The organism is Modestobacter sp. VKM Ac-2978 (assembly GCF_026968025.1).
Classification (GTDB): Bacteria; Actinomycetota; Actinomycetes; order Mycobacteriales; family Geodermatophilaceae; genus Modestobacter.
The window spans coordinates 322,584-347,604 of sequence record NZ_JAPVBP010000006.1 but is presented as its reverse complement, the minus strand read 5'-3'; the positions used below and the strand labels follow the sequence as shown (position 1 = coordinate 347,604).

Genomic DNA, 25,021 nt, shown 5'->3' with positions numbered 1-25,021 from the left:
CCCCCCCCCCCCCCCCCCCCCCCCCCCCCCCGACGTCGCCGGGACGGTTCCGCGGAACCGTCCCGCGCGACCGATCCGGAGTTCCCGTCAGTGGTCCCCGCTACGTTCGAACACATGATCGATGCGTTGGTCTCTGCCCTGCCGCTTTCCGTCGTCGCCCCCGCCGCCACCGGGTCGGTCCAGCCGGTCCAGCCGGTCCAGCCGGTCGAGCCGTTCGGGTCGGTCGGGCCCGTCGAGTCGGTGGAGCCGATCGACGCGCTCGCTGATCGGATCTGCGCCGGTGCGGTGCAGCTGGCGGCGGCGACGGCGTCCTGGCTGCGGCTGGTCGCCGAGTTCGACGAGCGGGAGGGCTGGGGAGGCGTCGGCATCACCTCGTGCGCCCACTGGCTGGCCTGGAAGTGCTCGTTGACGCCGGGGACGGCCCGGCAGCACGTCCGGGTGGCGCGGGCGCTACGGGGGCTGCCCCTCACCAGCGCCGCCTTCTCCGCAGGTGAGCTCTCCTACTCGAAGGTGCGCGCGCTGACCCGGGTCGCCGAGCCGGGCACCGAGGCGGAGCTCGTCGAGTTCGCCCGGCACGCCACCGCATCCCAGGTCGAGCGCACCGTGCGGGCCTGGCGCCGGGCCGACGACGTCGACGCGGGCCGGGTCGCCGACCGGCGACGGTTCTCCTGGTGGACCGAGGACGACGGGATGGTCTCGCTGCAGGTGCGGATGGGAGCCGAGCAGGGCGCCGCGTTCCTCGCCGCGATCGAGTCGCTCGCCGAACGGGACGCCCGCCGGGAACGGGCCGCCCGTCGCCGCGATCAGGCTGCCCTCGCAGGGGCTCCACAACAGGCCGGGGACGGGGAGACCACGCCCACCGACGTCCCTGCCGTGGAAGGACGTGCCGGCGATCCCCCGGCCGAGGACGAGGTGGAGCCGCTGGCGGTGACCACCGAGCGCCGCTGCCGGGCGATGACCCAGCTGGCCGCGGCGGCTGCCGACGCCGACCGCCGCGCTGGGGACCCACCCCGTCGCGAGGTGGTCGTCGTCGTGGACGCCGCGGTGCTCGCCGACGACGAGGCCGCCGGGCGGGCCGCGTTGGAGGGCGGCCCGGCCCTCACGCCGGCGCAGGCCCGGCGGTTGGCCTGCGACGCGGCCGTCACCGCGATCGTCACCGACGGCCCCGAGGTGCTGGCCCAGGGCCGGTCGCGGCGATACGCCACCCGCGCCCAGCGCCGGGCACTACTGCTCCGCGACGGCGGCTGTGCGCGACCCGGCTGCGAGGAGACGAGGCCGGAACGTCTGCACGCCCATCACCTGCGGCACTGGCTGCACGGCGGCCGCACCGACGTCTCCAACCTCGTCCTGCTCTGCGACGTCGACCACGGGCTGGTCCACGACCACGACCTGGTGCTCAGCCGGCGCGGCGGCCGACTGATCGCCGTGGCCCCGGACGGCGGGCGGCCGTGGTCCGACGCCGGGGAGCGGTTCCGCGGGACCGCCGCCGACGGGCTGACACCGCTGCTCCCGTCCCCGCACCTGCTGCCCGCGGCCCTCCCCTCCGACGGCGAGCGGATGGACCTGCAGCACGTCGTCTGGGCGCTGATGGCACATCGCGACCTCGTCCGGCGACGCGCCGCCTGACCGGAAGGACGGCCGTCCGGGGGCCGTTGCACCAGGCGATGCCCACCGCGCGCACCGCTCCCGTCAGCCCCCCGCTCCCGGCCGTTCGACCCGTCACGGCTCCTACGCCGACCCGGCTCTGGACGCCGTCCCGGGTCCTCGTCACCCGTTCCGCGGCCGAGCGCCCGTACGGGCTGCGGGTGCTGGCCCAGCTAGAGGCCGCCGGGGTCAGCGACATCGAACTGCTGCGCGGCGACCGGCTACCCGCCCTGCGCGGCGACGGCGACCGGGCGGCGTTCATGGCGGCCAAGCAGACGTTGGCGTTGGTGGTGCCGCCACCCTCGCTGCGCCGGCTGCAGCCGATCGCCCCCTCGGCCGACTGGCGCTTCGACCTCGCGCAGGGCTGCCCGGCGCACTGCCAGTACTGCTACCTCGCTGGCTCGCTGTCCGGGCCGCCGATCACCCGGGTGTACGCCGATCTCGACGAGGCACTGGCGGGCCTGGACGGCTACGTCGGGCACGGCACCGTCACCTCCGGGTCCGCCGCCCGCGCCGGCGAGGGGACGACGTTCGAGGCCTCCTGCTACACCGACCCGCTCGCGCTGGAGCACCTGACCAGCGGGCTGGCCACGGCGATCAGGCACTTCGGCACCCACGACTGGGCCGGGCCGGTGCAGCTACGGGCCACCACCAAGTTCGACGACGTCGCCGGCCTGCTCGACCTGCCGCACGGCGGCCGGACCCGGCTGCGCTTCTCGGTGAACGCAGCTTCGGTGGCCCGCCGCTTCGAGGGTGCGACGTCGCCCGTCGCCGGCCGCATCGCCGCCCTGGGCGCGGTCGCCGCCGCCGGCTACCCGGTCGGGCTGACCATCGCGCCGATCATGCCCACCGACGGCTGGCGCGAGGAGTACGGCCAGCTGCTGGACGACGTCGCCGCGGCGCTCCCCACCGGCACCGACCTCACCGTCGAGTGCATCACCCACCGGTTCACGCCGGGCAGCAAGGCGACGCTGACCGACTGGTACCCGCGGACGAAGCTGGAGATGGACGAGGCCGCGCGGACCACCAAGCGCGGCAAGTACGGGGCCGTGAAGCACGTCTACCCGCGCGACACCATGGGCGAGCTGCGCAGCTGGTTCGAGGCCGCGATCGCCGACCGGCTGCCCGCCGCCCAGTTGCTCTACTGGACCTAGGTCAGCGGGGGCGGTGCTGGACCAGGCCGACCGGCACCGGGCCGGGCCAGACGGCCTCCAGCGCCTCCGCGGTCTCCTCACGGAGTTCGGTGGCGGCGCCGAACGTGCACACCCGGACCGGACCGCCGTCGGGCCCGGCCTCCAGGACGTCGGCGACGACGACGGTGATGTTGTCGGTCGGCGGCCCGGCCAGCGCGGCGTCCCGCAGCCGCGCGGCGGCCTGGGCGGGCGTGCCGTCGGAGGCCAGCAGGTCGCACAGCACGGCAGGCGGGACGACGTCGGACAGCCCGTCGGAGCAGACCATCACCCGGTCGCCGGGGCGGGCGTCCAGCCGGAGCACGTCGACCGCGGCGACGTCGTCGTCCGCGCCGTGCAGTGCGGCGTAGACCGCTGACCGCTGCGGGTGCACCTTCGCCTCGGCCGGGGTGAGCGAGCCGGCGTCGATCAGCGCCTGGACCAGTGTGTGGTCGGTGCTGACCTGCTGGAGCTCGCCGTCCTGCAGCAGGTAGCCGCGGGAGTCGCCGATGTGCAGCAGGGCCAGCCCCTGGGCGTCGACGTGCAGCGCGGTCATCGTGGTGGCCATCGTCCGCAGCCGGGGACGCTCGGTGTAGGCCGCCCGGATCCGCTCGTTCGCACTCGCCACGATCCGCACCGGGTCGTCGGCGCCCTCACCGGTGCTGCCGGTGGCCAGCGGGGCCAGCCAGTTCACCACCAGCGAGGAGGCGACCGCTCCACCGACGTTGCCGCCCACCCCGTCGGCGATGGCGATCAACTGGGGGCCGGCGACCGCGGAGTCCTGGTTGTCCGGGCGGGGGCCACGGGTGGAGACGGCAGCACTGTCGAGCACGAGCACCTGCCGTCACCCCCCTGTCCTCACCGGCCCACCGACCTGCACTGCGAACGCAGCGGTCGCCGAACGGTAGATCACGCACCCCAGGGCCGCCCACGAACACGGCGGGCGCGGTCACCTACCGTTCCTCCTCGTGCTCGTCCTGCTGCCGCCGTCGGAGACCAAGCACCCGGGTGGGGGCGGCGCCCCGCTGGACCTGAGTGCCCTCGGCACCCCGGAGCTGAACCCCCTGCGGGAGCAGTTGGTGGCGGCGGTGGTGGGCCTCGCTGCCGACGTCCCGGCCGCCCGGGCCGCGCTCGGCCTCTCCCCCGCCCAGGACGGCGAGATCGCCCGCAACGCCGCGCTGCGCACCAGTCCGACCGTGCCGGCGATCGAGCGCTACACCGGCGTGCTCTACGACGCCCTGGACGTCCGGTCGCTCACCCGGGCGCAGCGCCGCCGGGCCGCCGGGCGGCTGGCGGTGGGGTCGGCGCTGTTCGGCCTGCTCCGCGCCGACGACGCCGTCCCCGCCTACCGGCTCTCCGCGGGCAGCTCCCTGCCCGGGCTGCCGACGCTGCGGTCGCTCTGGAAGCCCGTGCTCACCGACGTGCTGGCCGACGTCGACGACCTGGTGGTCGACCTGCGGTCCGGGGCCTACGCCGAGCTGGCCCCCGTCCCGGGCGCGGTCACCGTGCAGGTGCTCAGCGAACGCCCCGACGGCACCCGGGCGGTGGTCAGCCACTTCAACAAGGCGCACAAGGGCCGGCTGGCCCGGCTGCTGGCCACCACCACGGCCGAGCCGGACTCCGTCGTCCGGCTGCGGGCACTGCTGCGCCGCGCGGGGTTGCACGTGGAGCACGACGGCGGCACCGAGCTCACCCTCGTCGTCCCGGCGGCTTCCGTGACCCGCTGACCGAGGTTCCTCAACGGTGAGAGACCCAGTACGGTCGCCGGGGTGAGCGACCTCGATGAGCTGTGTACCCGTCCGGCGACCGAGCTGGCCGCGCTGGTGCGCGACCGGGAGATCTCCGCCCGGGAGCTGATGGACGCCCACCTCGACCGGATCGAGCGGCTGAACCCCGAGCTCAACGCGATCGTCACCCTGGACGCCGACGGCGCCCGGGCCGCGGCCGACGCCGCCGACGCCCGGCTCGCCGCGGGTGGGCCGGTCGGTCCGCTGCACGGCCTGCCGGTCGCGCACAAGGACACCCACGCCACCGGCGGCATGCGCACCACCTGGGGCTCCCCGCTGCACGCCGAGACGGTCCCGGCCCGCGACGAGCTGGTGGTCGCCCGGTTGCGGGCGGCCGGGGCGATCCGGGTCGGCAAGACGAACGTGCCGGAGTTCGCGGCCGGCTCGCACACCTTCAACACCCTCTTCGGCGCCACGCACAACCCCTACCGGCACGGGCTGACCGCCGGCGGCTCCTCCGGCGGTGCGGCCGCAGCGCTGGCCGCCGGCCTGGTGCCGATCGCCGAGGGCAGCGACATGGGCGGCTCGCTGCGCAACCCGGCGGCGTTCTGCAACGTCGTCGGCCTGCGCCCCACGCCCGGCCGGGTGCCCACCCACCCCGCCGCCATCGGCTGGTCGCAGCTGTCGGTGCAGGGGCCGATGGGCCGCACCGTCGCCGATGTCGCCCTGGGGCTGTCGGCGCTGGCCGGCCCGGACCCGCGGGTGCCGATCTCGCTGAGCGACCCCGGCGCCCCGTTCGCCGCGCCGCTGCCGACCGAGCTGACCGGCCTGCGCGTGGCGTGGGCCCCCGACCTGGGCGGTCAGGTGCCGGTCGACCCGGCGATCAGCGCCGTGCTGATGGAGCAGCTCGGGGTGTTCCGCGACCTGGGCGCCACCGTCGAGGAGGACTGCCCCGACCTGGCCGGCGCCGACGAGGCGTTCGGCGTGCTGCGCGCCTGGCTGTTCGAGGCGAGCTTCGGTGACCTGGTGCGCGAGCACCCGGACCAGGTGAAGGAGACGATCCGCTGGAACGCCGCCCGCGGAGCCGCGCTGACCGGCGCCGACGTCGGCCGCGCGGAGGTGGCGCACACGGCGCTCTTCGAGCGGGTCGTGGCCTTCTTCGAGCGCTACGACGTGCTGCTCGCGCCGACCACCCAGGTGCTGCCGTTCCCGGTCGAGCAGGAGTACCCGACCGAGGTCGCCGGCGTCCCCCAGGACGACTACCTGGGCTGGATGCGCTCCTGCACGCTGATCTCGGCGACCGGGTGCCCCGCACTGTCTGTGCCCGGCGGGTTCACCCCCGACGGGCTCCCGGTGGGCCTGCAGGTCATCGGTGCGCCGCGCGCCGACCGCCGGGTGCTGGAGGTCGGGCACGCGTTCGAGCAGGCCACCGGCTTCGGCCGGCGCCGTCCCGACCTGGGCTGAGCCCGGGCGTCAGTCCTGGCTGGACGGGGCGACGCGGTAGGCGCCGTCGGTGCCCGCCACCCCGGCCGGGCGGTGGGCCCGGGCCACCATGACCTTCTCGTGCCGGCGGGCGAAGACCACCGTGCCGACGAGGAACAGCCCGGAGATCACCAGGACGAGGGCGGTGAAGGCGTTGGTGAACGGCAGTTCCACCCCGGCGAGGACCAGCGCCCCGACGGCGACCAGGGCGAGGGCGGCGAGGACGGCGAGGGCGGCCCGCCAGGGGCTGCGGCCGACCTCCTCGACGCCCGCCACGGCCTTGTCCTGGGCGTAGTCCAGCGGCTTCTTGGCCCAGGCGAACCGGGTGGCCAGCACGGCCAGCCCAGCAGCGACGAGGACGAACCCGGGGCCGGGCAGCACCAGCAGCCCGATGCCGGCAAGGGTCAGCAGGCCACCGAGGGTGGCGATCACAGCGGTCTTCACGAGGCCGGTTGTGCCCCATCTATCCGCTGCACACTCAGTCCCTTCGGCGTGTCGCACCATTTCGCTGGGTTCAGCGGCGTCGGCGCAGCCCCCGCAGCGTGCGAACGGCGACCAGCAGCTCGGCCAGCTCGTGCCGGTCACCGGAGGCCAGGTCGGCCAGCTGCGCCGCGGCCCGCTGCTGGGCGACGTCCCAGGCGTCGACCCACCGCTCGACCAGCTCGGCCGCTTCCTCGCCGTCGGAGCTCCGCAGGCCGAGCACGTCGGCGGTGAGCGTCGCCTGCTCGGTGGCCAGGTCGTCCCGGAGGCTCGCCCGGGCCATCGACGGCCAGCGCCGGTCCCGGGGCAGCTCGATGACCAGCTCCCGCAGCGGCACCAGGGCCAGCCGCTCGGCCAGGCACTGCGACACCTGCGCGGCCAGCGCGATGGGCGCACCGGTGTCCTCGGCCACCACCGTCAGGTCCAGCGCCGTCGGCAGCAGCGGCGCCGCGGCGACCTCGACGGCCAGCTCCGGCGAGACGCCGGCGGCCCGCAGCTCCGCGGCCCGCTCGGCGTAGGCCTCGGCGTCGGCCCCGAGCAGCCAGCCGGGCAGCCCGGCCCGCACCTCGGCGACCGGGCCGGCGAACCGCTCGATCACCGGCGCCAGCGTGGCGGCCGGCTCCGCGGTGAGCTCGGGGATCCGCAGCAGCCAGCGGGTGGTCCGTTCGGCCAGCCGGGTGGCCTCGGTGCGCAGGTGCACCTGGGTGGCGGCCGGCACCCGGTTGTCCAGGTCCCGGGGGGAGTCCCAGAGCCGGTCGACGTCGAACACCGCCCGGGCGACGGTGTGCGCCCGCACCACTGCGGCGACCGGGGCACCGGTCTCCTCACCCAGCCGGAACAGCCCGGTCACCCCGGCGGTGTTCACCGCCCGGTTGCTCAGCACCGTGGCCACGATCTCCCGGCTCAGCGGGTGGCTGGACAGCGCGGCGGGGAACCGGGCACGCAGTGCGGTCGGGAAGTAGTCCTGGAGCAGCTCGGCCAGCGCCGGGTCGTCGGGCAACCCCGAGTCCAGCACCGCGTCGCCGGCCTCGATCTTGGCGTAGGCCAGCAGCACGGACAGCTCGGGCCCGGTCAGGGCCTGACCGTCGCGGCGGCGCTCGGCCAACGCCCGGTCGTCGGGGAGTGCCTCCACCGCACGGTCAAGCCGGCCGGCCCGCTCCAGGGCCCGCAGGTAGCGCTGGTGGGCGTCGAGCAGCCCTCGCGCTGCGGCGCACTCGGTGGCCAGCGTCGCGTTCTGCGCGTAGTTGTCCCCGAGCACGGCCGCGGCCACCTCGTCGGTCATCTCCTCCAGCAGCCGAGCCCGGTCGTCCGGCTCCAGGCGCCCCTCGTCGACCACCCGGTTCAGCGCGATCTTGATGTTGACCTCGTGGTCGGAGGTGTCGACGCCCGCGGAGTTGTCGATCGCGTCGGTGTTCACCCGCCCCCCGGCCAGCGCGTACTCGATCCGCCCCCGCTGGGTCAGGCCCAGGTTGCCGCCCTCGCCCACCACCCGGACCCGCAGCTGGCCGCCGTCGACCCGCACCGCGTCGTTGGCCTTGTCCCCCACGTCCAGCGCGCTCTCCCCGGCGCCCTTCACGTAGGTGCCGATCCCGCCGTTGAACAGCAGGTCGACCGGGGCCAGCAGCACCGCGCGCACCAGCTCGGGCGGGCTCAGGGCCGCCACGTCGTCGGCCAGCCCCAGCGCCGCGCGCATCGGCGCGGACACCGGCACCGACTTCGCCGTCCGGGGCCACACCCCGCCGCCGGCGCTGATCAGCGAGCGGTCGTAGTCGGCCCAGGAGGAACGCGGAAGCTCGAACAGCCGCCGGCGCTCGGCGAAGGAGACGGCGGCGTCCGGGGTCGGGTCGACGAAGACGTGCCGGTGGTCGAAGGCGGCCACCAGCCGCAGCTGCTCGGACAGCAGCATGCCGTTGCCGAACACGTCGCCGGACATGTCGCCGACGCCGACGACGGTGACCTCTTGGGCCTGCACGTCGACGCCGAGCTCGCGGAAGTGCCGGGTGACCGACTCCCAGGCGCCGCGGGCGGTGATGCCCATCGCCTTGTGGTCGTAGCCGACCGAGCCGCCGGAGGCGAACGCGTCGCCCAGCCAGAACCCGCGCTCGATCGCCACCGAGTTGGCCAGGTCGGAGAAGGTCGCCGTCCCCTTGTCGGCGGCGACCACCAGGTAGGTGTCGTCGCCGTCGTGCCGGACGACCCGCTGCGGCGGGACGACGGCACCATCCACCAGGTTGTCGGTGAGCGCCAGCAGCGCGCCGATGAACTGGGTGTAGCAGGCCTTGCCCTCGGCGAGCACCTCGTCGCGGGACGCGCCTTCCCCCGGTCCGCGCAGCACCACGAAGCCGCCCTTGGCCCCGGTCGGCACGATCACGGTGTTCTTCACCGTCTGCGCCTTGACCAGGCCGAGCACCTCGGTGCGCAGGTCCTCCCGCCGGTCGCTCCAGCGCAGCCCGCCGCGGGCCACCGCGCCGAAGCGCAGGTGCACGCCGAGCACCTGCGGCGAGCTGACCCACACCTCCCGCGCCGGGCGGGGCTCGGGCAGGTCCGGGACGGCGGAGGGGTCCAGCTTGAGCGCCAGCGGGGCGCCCTCGGTGAACACGCCGGCCGTGTACGCCGTCGTCCGCAGGGTCGCCCGGACGGCGGCCAGGAGCGAGGACAGGACCCGGTCGGCGTCCAGCGAGGCCACCTCGCCGATCGCCGTGGTGAGCGACTCGACCAGGGCGGTGGTGCGCGCCTCGCGGCCCGCCGACCGGTCGGGGTGGAACCGGGTCTCGAACAGCGCGACCAGCCGGGCCACGATCCCCGGGTGCGCGGCGAGCGTCTCCTGCACGTAGGACTGACCGAAGGGCAGCCCACCCTGGCGCAGCCACTGCACGTAGGCACGCAGCACGGCCACCTGCCGCCAGGTCAGCCCGGCCAGCAGCACCAGGGAGTTCAGGGCGTCGTCCTCCGCGCGGCCGGCCCAGACCGAGGTGATCGTGTCGGTGAAGCGCTCGGGCAGCGTGCCGGCGAAGGGCACCTCGACGGTCGGCGACGCCAGGCCGAAGTCGTACACCCAGGCCATCGGGGCGCCGATCCGGTCGACCTCGTAGGGCCGCTCGTCGAGCACGTCGACGCCCATGTGCTGCAGCACCGGCAGCACGTCGGACAGCAGCAGCCGCTCCCCCACCCGGTACACGGTCAGCCGGCGCTCCCCCTCCGGGCCGGCCGGCGCCCGCAACCGCAGGTCCAGCCCACCGGGGGCCAGCCGGTCCAGCCGCGCGAGGTCCTCCACGGCGACCTCCGCCGGGAAGTCCTCCTGGTAGGCCGCGGGGAAGGCGTCGGCGACCCGGGCCAGCAGCCGGGGTGCGTCGCTCCCGTGCCGGGCGACCAGGGCGTCGGCCAGGTCGTCGGTCCAGCTGCGGGCGGCCGCCGCCAGCGCCTCCTCCAGCGCCGGGACGTCGACGTCGGGCAGCGACGGGCCACCCCGCCGGCTCACCGGCACCCGGACGATGAAGTGCAGGCGGGTGAGCACCGACTCGCTGGACCGGACCGTGAACTCCACGTGGGTGCCGCCCAGCTGCTCCAGGAGCAGCCGCTGCATGGTCAGCCGGACCTGCGTCGTGTACCGGTCGCGGGGGAGGTAGACGAGGGCGGAGAAGAACCGGCCGAACGGGTCGCGGCGCAGGAACAACCGGGTCTGCCGGCGCTCGCGCAGGTGCAGCACGGCCAGCGCCACCGGCAGCAGCTCGTCCACGTCGACCTGCAGCAGCTCGTCGCGCGGGTAGGTCTCCAGGACGTCGAGCAGCTGCTTGCCCGAGTGGCTGTCGGCGGGCACCCCCGAGCGCGCCAGGACGGCGTCGGCGGTCCGCCGGACCAGCGGCACGTCCCGGACGCTGCTGGTGTACGCCTCGTTCGGGAACAGGCCCACCAGCAGGTGCAGGCGGCCGCGGCTGCCCGGCGAGTCGCTGGGCAGGTCGACGACGACGAGGTCGAGCCAGGCCGGGCGCTGGACCGTGGAGCGGGCGTCGCCCTTGGTGACCCGGACCCGGCGGACGGCCCCCGCACCCGGCGCGGCCAGCGCGGCCGGCGCCACCGAGGTGGCGCGCTCGGGGGAGCTGCGCAGCACGCCGAGCTCGGAGCCGGCGACCACGTCGACCGCCGGCTCGGCGGAGTCCCCGACCAGCTCGACGGCGCGGGCGCCGAGGAAGAGGAAGTTGCCCCGGGCCAGCCAGCGGAGCAGCGCCGCGGCCTCGGCCGGGTCGTCGGCGGGGTGGCCGGCGTCCTCGGGGGCCGGCAGGCGGTCCAGTGCGTCGGCGATCTCCCCGGCCCGCCCGGCCAGCGCGGCGGCGTCCGTGTGCGCGCGGCGGACGTCGTCGAGCACCGTCCCGATGCCGGCCAGCAGGTCGGTGGCGGCCTCCTCGTCGACCTGCCCGGAGAGGACGACGGACATCCAGGACTCGGCGATCGCGTCGGCACCGCAGGTGGCGGCGTCGGCGCTGTCGCAGAAGTCGACCAGCGTGCCGTCGGTGCCCCGCCGGACGACCACGACCGGGTGCACGATGTGGTCCGGGGCGATGCCCTGCCGGGTCACCTCGGCGGTCACCGAGTCGACGAGGAACGGCATGTCGTCGACGACGACGCGGAGCACGGCCCGTCCGCCGTCGGTGCGGTGGACGTCGACGACCGGGGTGCCCGGCCGGCGGGAGGCCGCCAGCCGGAGGTGTCCCAGCGCGAGGGCGGCCAGGTCCGCGGGGTCGTGGCCGACCACCTCCGCGGCCGGCTCACCGGCGTAGAAGCGGTGCAGCAGGACCGGGGTGTCGGCCGACTGGACGCCGGCCGGGAGGGCGACCTGGTCGGTCAGCAGCCCGCGTGCCGCGGTGGCCGCCCGGTCCAGCAGCCGGCGCTTCTCCTCCTGCGCCGCCTCCAGCGAGGCCATGTCCACAGGACTGTCGACAGGGCTCTCGACGAGGCCGTCGACGGGAGCGTCACCGGTCCCCCCACCCGGGCGGACCTGGGCGGGGTCGCCCCCCGGACCGGCCGGGATGCGCGTGGACCGTTCGGACTCCGAACCCAGACGAGCCATGCTCACCGACGCTAGTGGCCGCGCACCTTCAACGGCAGCACCAGCTCGGCGATCCAGCTGAAGAGGGCGATGAGGAACCCGCCGAACAGGGCGGCCAGGAAGCCGTCGACGGTGAACCGGTCGGACAGCGCCGCGGTGAGGCCGAGCATCGCCGCGTTGATCACCAGCAGGAACAGACCGAGGGTGAGGATCACGAACGGCAGCGCCAGCAGCCGGACGATGGGCCCGACGATGGAGTTGACCAGCGCGAACAGCAGCGCGACCCAGAGGTAGGTGCCGGTCTCGCCGAAGAAGCCGGTGGGGTTGCCGATCACCTCGATCCCCTCGACGAGCCGGGTCACGGCGAAGATGATCGCCGCGAGCACGACGACGCGGACGGCGAACTTGCCGATCGTGGCCACGGCGGCACGGTAACCCGCACTGATCACGATGGGCGGGACTCCCCCCGTCTAACCGACTCTCGCGTCGTCGCTAGACATCGACAGACGGCCCGACAGAGCCGCATGTCACACGATCCGGTGGGGAACAACCGAGCTCGCCGCTCGTTGACCCGGTTACCGGCCCGGTCGCCGCGAGGCGCCCGCCCGGACCGGTCATCGCGCGCCCCGCCGGGAGTCGCCCCCCGGCGGGGCGCTGCGCTGGGAGACTGAGCCGGTGAGCGCGCCGCCGCAGGACCCAGCCGCGGCGCCGCTCCCCCGTCGGCTGACCGCCGGGCTGCGCCGACTGCCCGCCCGGACGCTGCGACGCGCCCTGCTGCTGGTCGCCCTGGTCGTGGCCGGTGGCGCCGTCGCGCTGACGGCCGACCTCCCCGACGTCGCCACCCTGCGCGACTGGCTCGCCGACGTCGGCCCCCTCGGCTGGGCGACCCTCGTCGCCGGCCTGGCGCTGGCCACGCTCGCGCCGGTGCCCCGCACCGCGCTCTCCCTGCTCGCCGGCGTCCTCGCCGGGTTCTGGGGCGGCCTCGCCCTGGCGCTGACCAGCGGCGTCCTCGGCGCCGCCGCCGGGTTCCTGCTCGCCCGCGGGCTCGGCCGGGAGGTGGTCACCCGACTGGCCGGGCCGCGGCTGGCCCGGGCCGACGCGCTGCTGTCCGAGCGCGGGTTCCTCGCCGTGCTGATCGGCCGACTGACGCCGGTCGTGCCGTTCACCGTGGTCAGCTACGCCGCCGGGCTGTCCGGCATGCGGTGGCGCGACCACCTCGCCGGCAGCGCGCTGGGCCTGGTGCCGGGCACCGTGCTGCACGTGTCGATCGGGGCGACGGTGGGCGCGGCCGGGCGCGGCGGGGTCCCACTGCTGGCGAGCCTGGTCCCGCTCACCCTGGCCCTCGTGGTTCTGGGCGTGGCCACCCACCGTCGTCGACGGACGGCCGGCGCCGGCGGGCCGGGAGCCTGACGAGGACAACCGCGTTCGAACGGGTGTTCGAACACCGTGGTAGCGTCATCGCCGTCACCGCGACTCCTCGAGGTCCGTCTGACGCCGTATCGGTCTGTCTAGCGTCCTTGCTAGACACGGCCAGACTGAGGTCGAGACGGCGGTCGATGCCGTCGTCTAACGGTCTCTAACCCAACAGCAAGACACCGGCATAGGGTGCTCGACATGGACCCCGTCCGGAACCCGTACGCCCCCGGCGCCGGCCAGCGCCCGCCCGAGCTGGCCGGCCGGGACACCGAGCTGTCGGCCTTCGACGTCGTCCTGGAACGGATCGCACGCGGGCGGCCGGAGCGCTCACTGGTGCTCACCGGGCTGCGCGGGGTCGGCAAGACCGTGCTGCTCAACCAGCTGCGCTCCGCGGCGATCACCCGCGGCTGGGGCACCGGGAAGATCGAGGCCCGCCCGGACCAGTCGCTGCGCCGGCCACTGTCGGCCGCGCTGCACATGGCGCTGCGCGAGCTGCGCCACCCCGACCAGGAGTCCACCGAAGCCGTCCTGGGCACGCTCAAGGCCTTCGCCCAGCGTCAGGCACCTGCTGATGCGAAGGTGCGCGACCGCTGGCAGCCCGGCATCGACGTGCCGGCCACCACCGGCCGTGCCGACTCCGGCGACATGGAGATCGACCTGGTCGAGCTGCTCAGCGACGTGGCCGGCCTCGCCGCCGACGTGGGCAAGGGCGTCGCGCTGTTCATCGACGAGATGCAGGACGTGCAGACCGACGACGTCTCGGCGATCTGCGCCGCCTGCCACGAGCTCTCCCAGCAGGGCTCGCCGCTGATCGTCGTCGGCGCCGGGCTCCCCCACCTGCCCGCCGTGCTGAGCGCGTCCAAGAGCTACTCCGAACGGCTCTTCCGCTACCTGCGGATCGACCGGCTGGACCGGTCCGCCGCCGACCGGGCGCTGCTGGCCCCGGCCGAGCGGGAGGACGTCGAGTTCGACACCGCTGCACTGGACGCCCTCTACGCCGCCGCCGACGGCTACCCCTACTTCGTGCAGGCCTACGGCAAGGTCACCTGGGACGTCGCCGCCGCCTCGCCGATCACCGCTGACGACGTGGCTATGGCCGCACCGGCCGCCGAGGCCGAGCTCGCGGTGGGCTTCTTCGGCTCCCGCTACGACCGGGCCACCCCCGCCGAGCGGGAGTACATGCACGCGATGGCCGAGCTCGGCGGGCCGACCGGCGCCGCGGTGGGCACCTCCGACGTCGCGGTCACCCTCGGCCGCAAGCCGGCCTCCCTCTCCCCCGCCCGCGACTCACTGATCAAGAAGGGCCTGGTCTACTCCGCCGAGCGCGGCCAGATCGCCTTCACCGTCCCGCACTTCGGCCGCTATCTGCTCCGGCACGCCCCGGAGTAGTCCCGCACCCGATCGAGTCGTGTTCCACGTGCAACCTCGACGCCGGGACGGCATGGTGGCCGGGGTGAGCACCCCTGCCGACGTCCGCTCCCCCGAGGAGATCACCGTCCCGGTCGAGGGGGGTGAGCTCGCCGCCCTGTACTGGGCGGCCGACGCCCCGGGGGCCCCGCTGGTCGTGCTGGTGCACGGCATCACCGGGAACGCCGCGGTCTGGGGCCCGGTCGCAACGGCCCTGGCCGGTGAGTGCGAGGTGGTCGCCCCCGACCTGCGGGGGCGGGCCGGCAGCGCCGGGCTCCCCGGCCCCTACGGCCTGTCCGTGCACGCCGCGGACCTCGCCGCGCTGCTCGACCGGTTCGGCGCCGACGCCCAGGCCGGGGCCGACGCGACCGTGCTCGTCGGCCACTCGATGGGTGGGTTCGTCGCCGCGCTGGCCACCGCCGGGGTGGCCCGGGACATGGTGCACGGGCTGGTGCTGGTCGACGGCGGCCTGCCCTTCGCCGTCCCGCCGGCCGCGGACACCGACGCGATGCTGGGCGCCTTCCTCGGGCCCACCCTGGACCGGCTGGACCGCACGTTCCCCGACCTCCCCGCCGTCCGGGACTTCTGGTCCGAGCACCCGACGGTGGGCCGGTGGGTCGACGACCCGCCGGTGTCCGCGTTCTTCGTCCGCGACCTCACCGGAACGCCCCCGGAGCTGCGCAGCGCGGTGGTGCACGAGGCGGTCCGGGTCGACGGCGCGGACATGCTCCGCAACCAGGTGGTGCTCGAGGCCACCACCGACCTCCCGGTGCCGGCGGCCCTGCTCTGGGCCACCCGCGGCATGCAGGGTGAGGTGCCCGGCCTCTACGACGAGGTGCGGCTGGAGCCGATGCAGCTCGGCGAGACCCACGTGACCGCCCGCGAGGTCCCCGGCACCGACCACGACTCCCTGCTCTGGACGGCGGAGGGCATCCGGGCGATCACCGACGCGGTGCGGGAGGCGGCCGCCCGCGGTCGCTGACCACGGACGAACGACCAGGGGAGCGGGTCCGGTGCTCGCGCACCGGTCCCGCTCCCCTGGTCGTCCGGGTCCTGCTGGTCGTACGTGGAGCTCAGTGCGCCATCACGATGGACAGGTTGCCCGAGCCGTAGCCGGCCACGTCGACCTTGAGGTCGATCCGGTTGAACGCCGCGGCCAGGCCGGCGATGTCCCCCGGGATCGACTCCCCCGGTGCGTGCAGCTTGTACAGCTTCGAGTGGTTGACGCCCCCGCCGTTGAACAGCGCGGCGGCCACGTTCACCACCTCGTAGACGACCTCCAGGTGCATCTCGGAGAGCTCGCCCTCGTCGATGGCGTCCTCGAGCCCGCCCTTGGGGAGCAGGGCCAGCGCCCCGGCGAGCCAGGCGGCGAGCCGGATGTCGACCAGGCAGAGGGCGGTGGTCGCCATCGTCGGGTCCACGTAGACGGCGACGGCCGGCTTGTCGTTGAGCGACACCGGGTCGCCCGGGGCGACGGTGACGTCCTTGCCGAACAGCCCCTCCAGCAGGTCGCGGACGTCCTTGGGGTTGGGCAGGAGCGCCGGTGCGGGGGCGGTCATGCGATCACCCCGTCCAGGGCTTCCTTGAACGTGTCCTCGTTGAACGGCTTGGCGATGAGGAAGAGGGCGCCTGCGTTGGCCGCCTTCTCGCGCATCTCCGGCGAGCCCTCCGAGGTCACGAAGCCGAAGGGCACCTGCGAGCCGGAGGCGCGCAGCGCCTCCAGGCACTCGATGCCGGTCATCTCGGGCATGTTCCAGTCGGAGAGGACCAGGTCGGGCTTCTCCGACCCGACCTTGTCGAACGCGTCGCGTCCGTCGACGGCCTCGACGATGTCGTGGTCGTCGTAGCCCGCCTGTCGGAGGGTGCGGATCACGATCTGCCGCATGACACGGCTGTCGTCGGTCACCAGGATCTTCACTGCGGCACCTCAGTTCCGCTCGGGTGCAGCGCCTCGGTGGCGCCCTGCACGGTGATGGTCAGGCTCTGTCCGCGCCACTGACCGTTGACGCGGCAGACGTCGTCCAGCCGCCCGGTGGTGGGCGCGGAACCGATCTGGGGGAGGCCGAGGCTGGAGGGCCCCGGCAGGACGGACTTGATGTTGCCGCCGAGCACGTTGGCGAGTTCGCCGAGCGCGTCGGCGACGTCCTCGTCGTCCACGACCGTGGGCGGCCGGGTCATCAGGACGCTCTCGGCGAGCGCCTCGGCGGTGGCCGGCGCGCACGTGAGGACGACGGCGCCGTCCCACGGGCCGCTGATCGTCACCCAGGCGCTGACCACCTCGGCCGGCGGTGCGACCGGGACGGGCACGAACGCCTCGCCGTCACCGACCAGCGCCGGCCAGATCTCGTCGGCGATGCTCTGCACCGTCGCCTGGTCCAGCAGCGCGCTGATCGGCTGGGCTTCCTGCAGGGTCACGCGGACACCCCCTCGGGGAGCAGGCCGAGCAGCGCGAGCTTGTCGCGGAGCGCGTCGGCGGTGAACGGCTTGATCAGGTACTCGTGGGCACCGGCGGCCAGCGCCTTGACGATCTGGCCGGTCTCGCTCTCCGTGGTGACCATCATCAGCGTCACCTGGCGGAAGTCGGGGTTGGCGCGGACGGCCATGACGAACTGCAGCCCGTCCATCACCGGCATGTTCCAGTCGATGCAGCACAGGTCGGGGACCCAGCCCTCGGCCTTGCCCTCCTGCAGCGCGTCGAGGGCCTGCTGGCCGTCTCCGGCCTCACGCACCTCGTATCCGAAGTCCTTGAGGATGCTGCCGACGATGCGCCGCATGGCGCGGGAATCGTCGATCACCAGAGCTCGCACGTCAGGCTCCCTTTCGCGGGCGGTAGGCGGAGCCGCGGCCGAGGACGACCCGCTCCCAGTTCTCGTCGACCCCGAGCGTGGTCTCCGCAGCTCCGAGGAACAGCCACCCGTCGGGGCGCATGAGCTGGCGGACTCGGGTGAGGATCGCCTGCTTGGTGGGCAGGTCGAAGTAGATGAGGACGTTGCGCAGGTAGACCACGTCGAAGGGGCCCATCCGGGGCAGCGGCGCGGCCAGGTTGCACTCGGTCGCGGTGATCATCCGGCGCAGCGCCGGGGCGATCTCCCACTCGTTCCCGCTGCGGGTGAAGTGCCGCACCAGCATGGTGGCGGGCAGCCCCCGGTTGACCTCCAGCTGGCTAAACCGGCCGGCGCGGGTGCGCTCCACCATCTGCCGGGACAGGTCGGTCGCGGTGATCGACACCCGGGTGGCGGCGTTGGGCATCGCGTCGGACAGCAGCATGGCGATCGTGTACGCCTCCTGCCCGCTGGAGCAGGCCGCCGACCAGATCTGCAGCCGCTCGTCGGGCCGGCGGGCGGCCAGCAGCTGCGGCAGCACGGTGCTGGTCAGCGCGGTGAACGGGTCGCCGTCGCGGAACCAGGACGTCTCGTTCGTGGTGAGCGCCTCGACGATCCGCCGGGTGGTCGCCGGGTCCGGCCGGCTGCGGACGGACTCGACGAGCTCGCTGACCCCGGAGAGGCCGCGCTGCTGGGCCATCGGCAGCAGCCGGGCCTCGACCAGGTACTCCTTGCCGGGCTGCAGGACGATCGCGCTCTCGCGGTGCACCAGCTGGCGCACCCAGTCGAAGCTGGTGGCGGTGAGGGTCATCGCCGGCCTCCCATCGGGGCAGCGGCCCGGGCAGCGGCGAAGCTGGCGGCCGGGCGTGGGGTCGGGAGCAGTCGGACGATCGCCTCGGCGATCCGGGCCAGCGGCAGCACCTCGTCGGCGAAGCCGGCCTGGGTGACCGCACCGGGCATGCCCCAGACCACGGAGGTGGCCTGGTCCTGGGCGACGACGGTGCCGCCGGCGTCCCGGATCTGCCCGGCGCCGATGCGCCCGTCGGAGCCCATGCCGGTCAGCACGACGCCGAGCACGGCGCCGTCGTAGGCGGCCACGGCCGACCGGAAGAGGACGTCGACGGCCGGACGGCAGAAGTTCTCCGGCGGCGCCTGGTTCAGCGCCGTCCGCTTGTTGGCACCGCTGGTGCCCACGGTCAGGTGGAAGTCACCGGGGGCGATGTGCACGGTGCCGGGCACCAGCGGGGTGCCGTCGGCGGCCTCGACCACGGTGAGCGGGCAGAGCCGGTCCAGCCGCTGGGCGAACTGGCGGGTGAAGACGGGGGGCATGTGCTGCACCAGCAGCACCGGCACCGGCAGCGAGGCCGGCAGCAGCGGCAGCACCTTGGTCAGCGCCTCGGGGCCACCGGTGGAGGAGCCGATCACCAGCACCGCCGGCTCCTTCGGGGCGCGGGTGCGCGCCGCCGGCGGGCGGACGGCGACCGGCGCCGCGACCGGGGCGGCCGCGGGGCCACTGGTCTGCGGCCGGCCGGTGAGGGCCTTGATCTTCGGGATGAGCTGCTGACGCACGCTCTCCATCGACTGCGCGACGCTGCCGACGTTCGCCGGCTTGGTCACGTACTCGTTGGCGCCGGCGGACAGCGCGTCCAGGGTCGCGGAGGCACCGCGCTCGGTCAGCGTGCTGAACATGATGATCGGCACCCGGCTGTACGTCTGGCCGCCCGCACGACTGCGGATGGCGCGCACCGCCTCGATGCCGTTCATCTCCGGCATCTCGATGTCCATCGTGACCAGGTCGGGCTTGAGCTGCTCGAGCTTGGCCACGGCCAGCCGACCGTTCGGCGCTGTGCCGACGACGGTGATCATCGGGTCTTCGGACAGCACGTCCGTCACGATCTTGCGGACGACGACGGAGTCGTCGACGACCATCACCCTGATCTGTTCCACGCGTTCCCCCGCAGCCGATGTGCCGGCCGGTGGGCCGCTCTAGAGCTGTATCGGCATCGGGGGCCGGGCCTTGAGCGGTAATCCGGAGAAGGGCGGACACGCACAGGGCGCCCCCGCACACGGTGGTGCGGGGGCGCCCTCGGCGGAACGGGTCAGACCGTGGCGGCCTCCACCAGCAAGCGCACGGTCGTCGCGACGTCCTCCTCGAGCAGGGCCACGTCGGCACGCGCGATCCGGTCTGCCGCCGGGGCCGGCACACCGGTCACCGGGTCCGCGACGAGCTGCTGGACCACCTGGCGTAGCGCCCCGACCAGTTCCCGGACCCGCGGGTCCTCAGCATCGAGCCCCTGGGCGTTCTGCAGCGCCGCCAGCGGCCCGGTCAACCGACCCGCGTCCCCGCCGGCGAGTGTCTCGGCGAGTCGGCTCACCTGGGCGTCGGACAGCGGGAGGTCCGCTGACGTGCTCAGCCCCCAACCGAACGGGTACAGCGGCTCGTACGTGCTGTCCCCGACGTTGAGCTCGCCCTGCTCGACCGTGCGCGGCCAGCTCTGCGGCAGCTGCCCGGTGAACGGGGTGCGGCCGAACAGCACGTCGGCGACGCCGGTGCCCTCACTGCCCGGCAGCCAGGAGGCGACGAGCGCATCGATGTCCCCGAGCTGGTCGCTGAGCACCAGCGGCCGGCCGGAGACGACGAGGACGACGCACGTCGCCGTCTGCGCGCACACCGTCTCGATGACGGCCTGGTCCTCAGCCCTGAGGTCCATGGTCTTGGGCTCCCGGGGCATGCCCTCGTCGGCCGGGTCGTAGGCCCACAGCGGCCCGCCGACGTCCCCGTACCCCTCGGAGTACGGGGTCTCCCCCACGACGACGACGCCGGTGGCGTCCGGGTCGATGGGGGCGGATGCGTCGACGCTGAAGGTCACGTCGGCGTCCGGTGCGACCTGCTCGATGCCCTCCAGGATCGTCGTGCCCTCGGTGTGCCGGCCCGACTGCCCCTGCCAGGTGATGCTCCAGCCGCCGATCTGGTTGCCCAGGTCGTCGGCGTTGCGCCCGGCCACGTACAGCGGGGCGTCGTCGGCCAGCGGCAGCGCGTCGTCGGAGTTCTTCAGCAGCACCTGCGACTCGGCGGCCGCCTGCCGGGCGACCGCGCGGTGCTCGGCCGACCCGACCTGGTCGAGGTTGGTGCGGTCGGCGAAGGGCTGCTCGAACAGGCCCAGCTGGAACTTCTTGGTGAGGATGCGGCGGACGGCGTCGTCGATCCGCTCCTGCGGCACCCGCCCCTCCAGCACCTCGTTGATCAGCGTGATCTCGAAGGAGGCGTAGTCGTCGGGCTCCATGGCCATGTCGCCGCCGGCGTTGACCCAGGTGCGGACGTCGCTGGCCCGGTCGCCCGGGATCTGGTCGATCCCGTGGTAGTCGCTGATGACGAAGCCGTCGAAGCCGACCTCGTCCTTGAGGAACTCCGTCAGGACGCTCGCGTCCGCATGCGCCTTGATCGGGTTGCCGAGGCCGTCCTCCGTGTAGTCGGTGCTGGAGTAGGACGGCATGATCGAACCGACGTGGTGCTGCTGCACGGCGGGGATGAACGGTGCCAGGTCGATCCGCTCGAACTCCTCGCGGCTGGTCACCGTGATGCCCTGGTCGATCGGGTAGGTGCTGGGGCCCGAACCCAGGTCGTCCCCGGTGCCGTACTCGGTGTCGCCGTCGCCACCGATGTGCTTCGCCGTGGCCAGCACCCGGTCGGGGTCGTCCAGCGCGCTGACGTCGCCGCCCTGGAAGCCGTCGATCGACGTCTCCATCTCGACGACCAGCGACGGGTCCTCGCCGAAGGCCTCGTAGGTGCGGCCCCAGCGGGTGTCGCGGGCGACGCACAGGCACGGTGCGAAGGTCCACGGGATGCCGGTGGCCCGGGTCTCCTCCGCGGTGACGTGCGCCGTCTCCTGGACCAGCGCGGGGTCGCGGGTGGCGCCCAGGCCGATGTTGTGCGGGAAGACGGTGGCGCCGACGACGTTGTTGTGGCCGTGGACGGAGTCCACGCCGTAGATGAGCGGGATCTGCAGCGGGGTCAGCCGGGTCCACAGCTGGTAGCCGTCGACCATGTCCGCCCACGCCTCGGGGTCGTTCTCCTCCGGACCGGAGCCTCCGCCGGACAGCAGCGAGCCGAGCATCAGGTCGGCGATCTGGGCCTGGCTGTCGTCGACCTCGGCCCGCTCGGCCTGCGTCATCTGGCCGACCTTGGCCGCCAGCGACATGCGCCCGAGCAGGTCGTCGACCCGCGCGGGCACTGGCAGGGACGCGTCGAGGTAGGGCAGCCCGTGGGCGTCGATGACCACGGTGGGCCTGGTGCCGATGGAGGCGTCGTCGGCTGCGAGGTCGATCGAGATCGTCTCGGCCGTCTCGCCCTCGGCCGACGGGGCCGTGGGCACCGTGAGCTGCTGGGTGGCGCCGGACGCCGTACCCGCCGGGAAGGTGATCGTGCCGCTGACCGGCGCGTAGTCCTCCCCGGCCGTGGCGCTGCCGGCTCCCGTCGCCCACTGCGCCGTCACGTCGGCGGGCAACGTGCCGCCACCCTCGACGTCGAGCTGGACGACGACGGTCGCCGTCCCGCCGTCCGGGGTGGTCACGATGGGACTGGTGGCGGCGAGCGTGGCGTCGCCGGTGGCGGCAGAGGCCGCGGTGGCCAGCGCCGGGACGACCGTGATGGTCACGGCTGCGACGGAGAGCGCGGCTGCGGCCCTGCGGGTGCGGGTGCGGCGACGGGGCAAGGAGGAGTGCGTCATTGCGGTCCTCGTGTGCTGCGGTGCACGGATCGGCTCGGTCTCGGCCGTCGGACGGTTGCGCCCACGGATCGTGGACCGCTCACCGCGCGGCGTCAAAGCCCATACACAGGTTCCGGTGACACGCAGGGGCGACACGCCGGACGGCGCTGGAGCCCGTGGACGATCAGCCGATGGGCAGGTCGCGCCCGGTCACCGCGCTCCACGGGCCACCCAGCACGGCGAGGGACTCCTCGTCGAGCAGGTCGGCCATGGACAGGCCCTGCACGCAGCCGGCCAGCGCGTTCCACACGCCCTCGGCGCCGTCCCGCGGGGAGAAGCCGGCCTCGGCGAAGACCCCGACGGTCATCAGCTGGACCGCGGCGAGGGTGCGCGTCCGGCCGGAGACGTGCGCGGCCCACGCGGCGCCGTGCATCGCCGCGGCCCAGGGACGGCGCTGCGCGCGCCCGGCGTCGACGGCCATCCGCCAGCGCCGGCGGCCGGCCTCGTCCATGTCGCGCAGCTCGGCGAAGAACGCAGCGACACCAGGGGCAGCCGGGCCCAGGTCGGGCCGCGGGCCGGGCTCCCAGGCGGTCGCGGTGGCGAACGGGCCGGTCAGTTCCTGCCGCGTGGGGGCGTCGAGTGCGTCCGAGGCCCACCAGCCGGTGGCGGCGTCGGCCAGCACGTCGGCGGCCTGGGCGGCCACGGCCGGGTCGAGGTCGGCCACGACGGGGTGCTCCGGGCCGAGGACGTCGTCACGCACCAGCCGCTCCAGGGCCGGGGTGTTGCCGATCGTGCCCCGCTCGAGCAGGGCCACCAGGCGGGCGGACCGGTCCTCGCCGCCACCCGGGTCGGTCAGGTCGCGCAGCTGGGGGACGCCGCCGGCGGCGAGTTCGTGGGCCCGGCGGGCGCGGACGGCGAGGTCCGCGCGCTCGTCGTCGGGGCGGCCGGCGGCGGGGTGCGCCGCCGCGATCCGGTGCAGGGTGGCGGCGTCGGCACCGATGCCGGTCACCAGGACGTCGGCGACCTGGCCACCGGCGGGCAGTCGGACGAGGTCGAAGCCGAGCGTCGCAGCGCTGACCAGGGAGTAGGGCACGTCGCCTCCAAGGAAGTGGTCAGGCCATCGTGCTGGGGGCCCGGACCACAACGCCATGCGGAGGTCACCCGCTCGCGGGACGGCGAGCGGATGACCTCCGCGCGTTGCAGCCGGACGGTCAGTGCCCCGTCACAGACTGTTCAAACTGTTCGCTCAATAGGTGAAGCGGGCCACGCTCCCCCGCATGTCACTGGCCATCCGGGACAGCTCGTCCACCGCCTGGCGGGTCTGCGACAGCGCCTGGGTGGTCGAGTCGGCGGCGGTCGAGACGCCGGTGATGTTGTTGGCGATCTCCGTCGACCCGCCGGCCGCCTCCTGCACCGACCGGGACATCTCGTTCGTCGTCGCCGTCTGCTCCTCCACCGCCGAGGCGATGGTCAGCTGGAAGTCGTTGATCGACCCGATGATCTCCGAGATCCGACCGATCGCCGACACCGCACCCGAGGTGTCGCCCTGGATCGCCTCCACCCGCCGCGCGATGTCCTCCGTCGCCCGCGCCGTCTCCTGCGCCAGCTCCTTCACCTCATTCGCCACCACCGCGAACCCCTTGCCCGCTTCACCAGCACGCGCCGCCTCGATCGTGGCGTTCAGCGCCAGCAGGTTCGTCTGCTCCGCGATCGAGGTGATCACCTTGATCACGTTGCCGATCTCCCGGCTGGACTCACCGAGCTTGACGACCGTGGCGTTGGTCCGCTCGGCCTCGGCCACCGCCGAGGCGGCGACCCGGGCGGCCTCGTTCGCGTTCTGGCTGATCTCCCGGATCGAGGCACCCATCTCCTCCGCGCCCGCGGCCACCGTCGCCACGTTCCGGGAGACCTCCTCCGCCGCCGCCGAGACGACGCCCGACTGGGCGGCGGTCTCCTCGGCCGATGCCGAGATCTGGCTCGAGGAGGCCGACAGCTCCTCCGACGACGCCGCCACTGCGTCGGCGTTGGCCACGACCGAGGCCATGACCCCGCGCAGCTCGCTCACCGCCTCGTCCAGCGAGGCCCCCATCCGGCCGAGTTCGTCGCGCGTCGTCAGCCCGCTGGTGACGGTCAGGTCGCCACCGGCCAGCGCCTCGGTGACCTGCTGGACCTTGCGGGTGGCCCGGGCGATCCCGACCGCCACGAACAACCCGACTGCCAGGGCGACCATCAGTGCGACCGCCAGGATGATCATCGAGCTCGTGGCCTGGGCGGTGGCGGCGGAGTCGATGGCCTCGAACCGCTCCTGGGCGGCCGCGTCCTCCCGCTCCCGGAGGTCCTGGATGTCCTCGGTCATCGCCTCGACCAGCGGCGCACCGCCCGCGTCGTTCGCGACGATCCAGCCCTGTACGTCCCCGGTGAGGGCCAGCGGCGCCAACACGGTCTTCTGGAAGGTGACGTACTCGTCGACGGTCGCCATCAGGTGGTCGTAGGCCTTCTCGCGCCCGTCCCCCAGCCCACCGGCGGCGTACGCATCAGCGAACGTGTCGAACTCCACCCGCAGCGGATCCAACTGGTCCAGGTTGACCTGGGCGTCCGCCGGGCCCGTGGAGAGGATCGCGTCACGCGCGAGGACCCGCATGTCGCTGATCCTGCGGTTCATGTCGCCCGCGGCCGCGACGCTCTTCAGGTTGTTCTCGTAGAGCACCTCGGCCCTGGAGGTGGCCTCGGACATGGCCTGCATGCCGAGGACGCCGATGGCGCCGGCGGCGACCGCCGGAACGGCCACGGCCGCGAGGATCTTGGTCTTCACTCCTCGGTCCCCCCACCACGAGGCGGTGCGGGCCAGCGGGCTGACGGACATGTTTTCTCCTGAGGGGGGGTGCGCACTGGGCGGGTGACAGGGCTGGACCGACTACCCGGCCACTCCCTCCACCGACCACGTTCGTGTGATCGGTGGGCGAGGACGATGATGACCGATCCGGTAATGGCGAGTGCCGTTCGTGGGGCGTGTCGCATTGTGCGTCACACAAAGTGTGACGACCTACGCTGACCATTCCCTTGTCGACTTCTCCGAGAACGTGTCCAGGAGTGTCCGTCGAGCAGTTCCGAATGGCGACGCCAC

General features: G+C 74.1%; 20 protein-coding genes. 7 read left to right on the top strand and 13 right to left on the bottom strand.

Going from position 1 to position 25,021, the window contains the following annotated elements:
- Window positions 1-114: 114 nt before the first annotated feature.
- Window positions 115-1,626, top strand: coding sequence for an HNH endonuclease signature motif containing protein (locus O2W53_RS16845; RefSeq protein WP_269164207.1), 1,512 nt, complete (start codon window positions 115-117; stop codon window positions 1,624-1,626).
- A gap of 38 nt (window positions 1,627-1,664) precedes the next feature.
- Window positions 1,665-2,798, top strand: coding sequence for an SPL family radical SAM protein (locus tag O2W53_RS16840; protein ID WP_331253806.1), 1,134 nt, complete (start codon window positions 1,665-1,667; stop codon window positions 2,796-2,798).
- A 1-nt stretch (window position 2,799) separates the two neighbouring features.
- Here O2W53_RS16840 and O2W53_RS16835 read toward each other — a convergent pair whose 3' ends face one another.
- Window positions 2,800-3,651 (bottom strand): PP2C family protein-serine/threonine phosphatase, encoded by an 852-nt coding sequence (locus tag O2W53_RS16835; protein ID WP_269164205.1) that lies wholly within the window; start codon window positions 3,649-3,651, stop codon window positions 2,800-2,802.
- A gap of 130 nt (window positions 3,652-3,781) precedes the next feature.
- Here O2W53_RS16835 and yaaA point away from each other — a divergent pair, with 130 nt between their 5' ends.
- A complete protein-coding gene (gene yaaA, locus O2W53_RS16830) occupies window positions 3,782-4,540 on the top strand; it encodes a peroxide stress protein YaaA (RefSeq protein WP_269164204.1) in 759 nt (252 codons plus the stop codon).
- Between the two features lie 42 nt (window positions 4,541-4,582).
- Entirely contained in the window at window positions 4,583-6,004 is a 1,422-nt protein-coding gene (locus O2W53_RS16825) for an amidase (protein WP_269164203.1), read from the top strand.
- Between the two features lie 9 nt (window positions 6,005-6,013).
- Here the strand turns inward: O2W53_RS16825 and O2W53_RS16820 are convergent, their stop codons facing one another.
- The 3 genes from O2W53_RS16820 to O2W53_RS16810 form a co-directional block, all read right to left on the bottom strand.
- On the bottom strand, window positions 6,014-6,466 hold the full coding sequence (locus O2W53_RS16820; protein WP_269164202.1) for a PGPGW domain-containing protein: 453 nt from the start codon (window positions 6,464-6,466) through the stop codon (window positions 6,014-6,016).
- Between the two features lie 70 nt (window positions 6,467-6,536).
- Window positions 6,537-11,420: an NAD-glutamate dehydrogenase gene (locus O2W53_RS16815; protein ID WP_269164201.1), complete on the bottom strand. Its 4,884-nt coding sequence runs from the start codon at window positions 11,418-11,420 to the stop codon at window positions 6,537-6,539.
- Window positions 11,421-11,578: 158 nt separating this feature from the next.
- Complete coding sequence (locus O2W53_RS16810; RefSeq protein ID WP_269164200.1) at window positions 11,579-11,968, bottom strand: phage holin family protein; 390 nt, start codon at window positions 11,966-11,968, stop codon at window positions 11,579-11,581.
- A gap of 253 nt (window positions 11,969-12,221) precedes the next feature.
- Here O2W53_RS16810 and O2W53_RS16805 point away from each other — a divergent pair, with 253 nt between their 5' ends.
- From O2W53_RS16805 to O2W53_RS16795, 3 genes are all read left to right on the top strand, one after another.
- Window positions 12,222-12,956, top strand: coding sequence for a TVP38/TMEM64 family protein (locus O2W53_RS16805; RefSeq protein WP_269164199.1), 735 nt, complete (start codon window positions 12,222-12,224; stop codon window positions 12,954-12,956).
- Between the two features lie 204 nt (window positions 12,957-13,160).
- The gene (locus tag O2W53_RS16800) at window positions 13,161-14,351 is read left to right on the top strand and encodes an ATP-binding protein (protein WP_269164198.1); all 1,191 of its coding nucleotides are present in this window, start codon (window positions 13,161-13,163) and stop codon (window positions 14,349-14,351) included.
- Between the two features lie 64 nt (window positions 14,352-14,415).
- Window positions 14,416-15,351: an alpha/beta fold hydrolase gene (locus O2W53_RS16795; RefSeq protein WP_269164197.1), complete on the top strand. Its 936-nt coding sequence runs from the start codon at window positions 14,416-14,418 to the stop codon at window positions 15,349-15,351.
- A gap of 91 nt (window positions 15,352-15,442) precedes the next feature.
- Here the strand turns inward: O2W53_RS16795 and O2W53_RS16790 are convergent, their stop codons facing one another.
- From O2W53_RS16790 to O2W53_RS16750, 9 genes are all read right to left on the bottom strand, one after another.
- A complete protein-coding gene (locus O2W53_RS16790; protein WP_269164196.1) occupies window positions 15,443-15,928 on the bottom strand; it encodes a hypothetical protein in 486 nt (161 codons plus the stop codon).
- The gene (locus O2W53_RS16785) at window positions 15,925-16,287 is read right to left on the bottom strand and encodes a response regulator (protein WP_269164195.1); all 363 of its coding nucleotides are present in this window, start codon (window positions 16,285-16,287) and stop codon (window positions 15,925-15,927) included. Before O2W53_RS16785 ends, O2W53_RS16790 begins: the two co-directional genes overlap by 4 nt.
- Entirely contained in the window at window positions 16,284-16,784 is a 501-nt protein-coding gene (locus O2W53_RS16780) for a chemotaxis protein CheX (RefSeq protein WP_269164194.1), read from the bottom strand. Before O2W53_RS16780 ends, O2W53_RS16785 begins: the two co-directional genes overlap by 4 nt.
- Window positions 16,781-17,176, bottom strand: a complete 396-nt coding sequence (locus O2W53_RS16775; protein ID WP_269164193.1) for a response regulator — start codon at window positions 17,174-17,176, stop codon at window positions 16,781-16,783. Before O2W53_RS16775 ends, O2W53_RS16780 begins: the two co-directional genes overlap by 4 nt.
- A gap of 1 nt (window position 17,177) precedes the next feature.
- On the bottom strand, window positions 17,178-18,002 hold the full coding sequence (locus O2W53_RS16770) for a CheR family methyltransferase (protein WP_269164192.1): 825 nt from the start codon (window positions 18,000-18,002) through the stop codon (window positions 17,178-17,180).
- Window positions 17,999-19,138 (bottom strand): protein-glutamate methylesterase/protein-glutamine glutaminase, encoded by a 1,140-nt coding sequence (locus O2W53_RS16765; protein ID WP_269164191.1) that lies wholly within the window; start codon window positions 19,136-19,138, stop codon window positions 17,999-18,001. The genes O2W53_RS16770 and O2W53_RS16765 overlap by 4 nt, the downstream gene beginning before the upstream one ends.
- A gap of 152 nt (window positions 19,139-19,290) precedes the next feature.
- Window positions 19,291-21,846: a glycoside hydrolase family 3 N-terminal domain-containing protein gene (locus tag O2W53_RS16760; protein ID WP_269164190.1), complete on the bottom strand. Its 2,556-nt coding sequence runs from the start codon at window positions 21,844-21,846 to the stop codon at window positions 19,291-19,293.
- Between the two features lie 235 nt (window positions 21,847-22,081).
- Complete coding sequence (locus O2W53_RS16755; protein ID WP_269164189.1) at window positions 22,082-22,990, bottom strand: hypothetical protein; 909 nt, start codon at window positions 22,988-22,990, stop codon at window positions 22,082-22,084.
- A 153-nt stretch (window positions 22,991-23,143) separates the two neighbouring features.
- Window positions 23,144-24,760, bottom strand: coding sequence for a methyl-accepting chemotaxis protein (locus O2W53_RS16750; protein ID WP_269164188.1), 1,617 nt, complete (start codon window positions 24,758-24,760; stop codon window positions 23,144-23,146).
- Window positions 24,761-25,021: the final 261 nt, after the last annotated feature.

Excerpts from the sequence above, each read along its gene's own strand:
- O2W53_RS16790 (WP_269164196.1), bottom strand. The coding sequence starts at position 15,928 with ATGACCGCCCCCGCACCGGCGCTCCTGCCCAACCCCAAGGACGTCCGC.
- O2W53_RS16815 (WP_269164201.1), bottom strand. The coding sequence starts at position 11,420 with ATGGCCTCGCTGGAGGCGGCGCAGGAGGAGAAGCGCCGGCTGCTGGAC.
- O2W53_RS16800 (WP_269164198.1), top strand. The coding sequence starts at position 13,161 with ATGGACCCCGTCCGGAACCCGTACGCCCCCGGCGCCGGCCAGCGCCCG.
- O2W53_RS16840 (WP_331253806.1), top strand. The coding sequence starts at position 1,665 with ATGCCCACCGCGCGCACCGCTCCCGTCAGCCCCCCGCTCCCGGCCGTT.
- O2W53_RS16845 (WP_269164207.1), top strand. The coding sequence starts at position 115 with ATGATCGATGCGTTGGTCTCTGCCCTGCCGCTTTCCGTCGTCGCCCCC.
- O2W53_RS16750 (WP_269164188.1), bottom strand. The coding sequence starts at position 24,760 with ATGTCCGTCAGCCCGCTGGCCCGCACCGCCTCGTGGTGGGGGGACCGA.
- O2W53_RS16770 (WP_269164192.1), bottom strand. The coding sequence starts at position 18,002 with ATGACCCTCACCGCCACCAGCTTCGACTGGGTGCGCCAGCTGGTGCAC.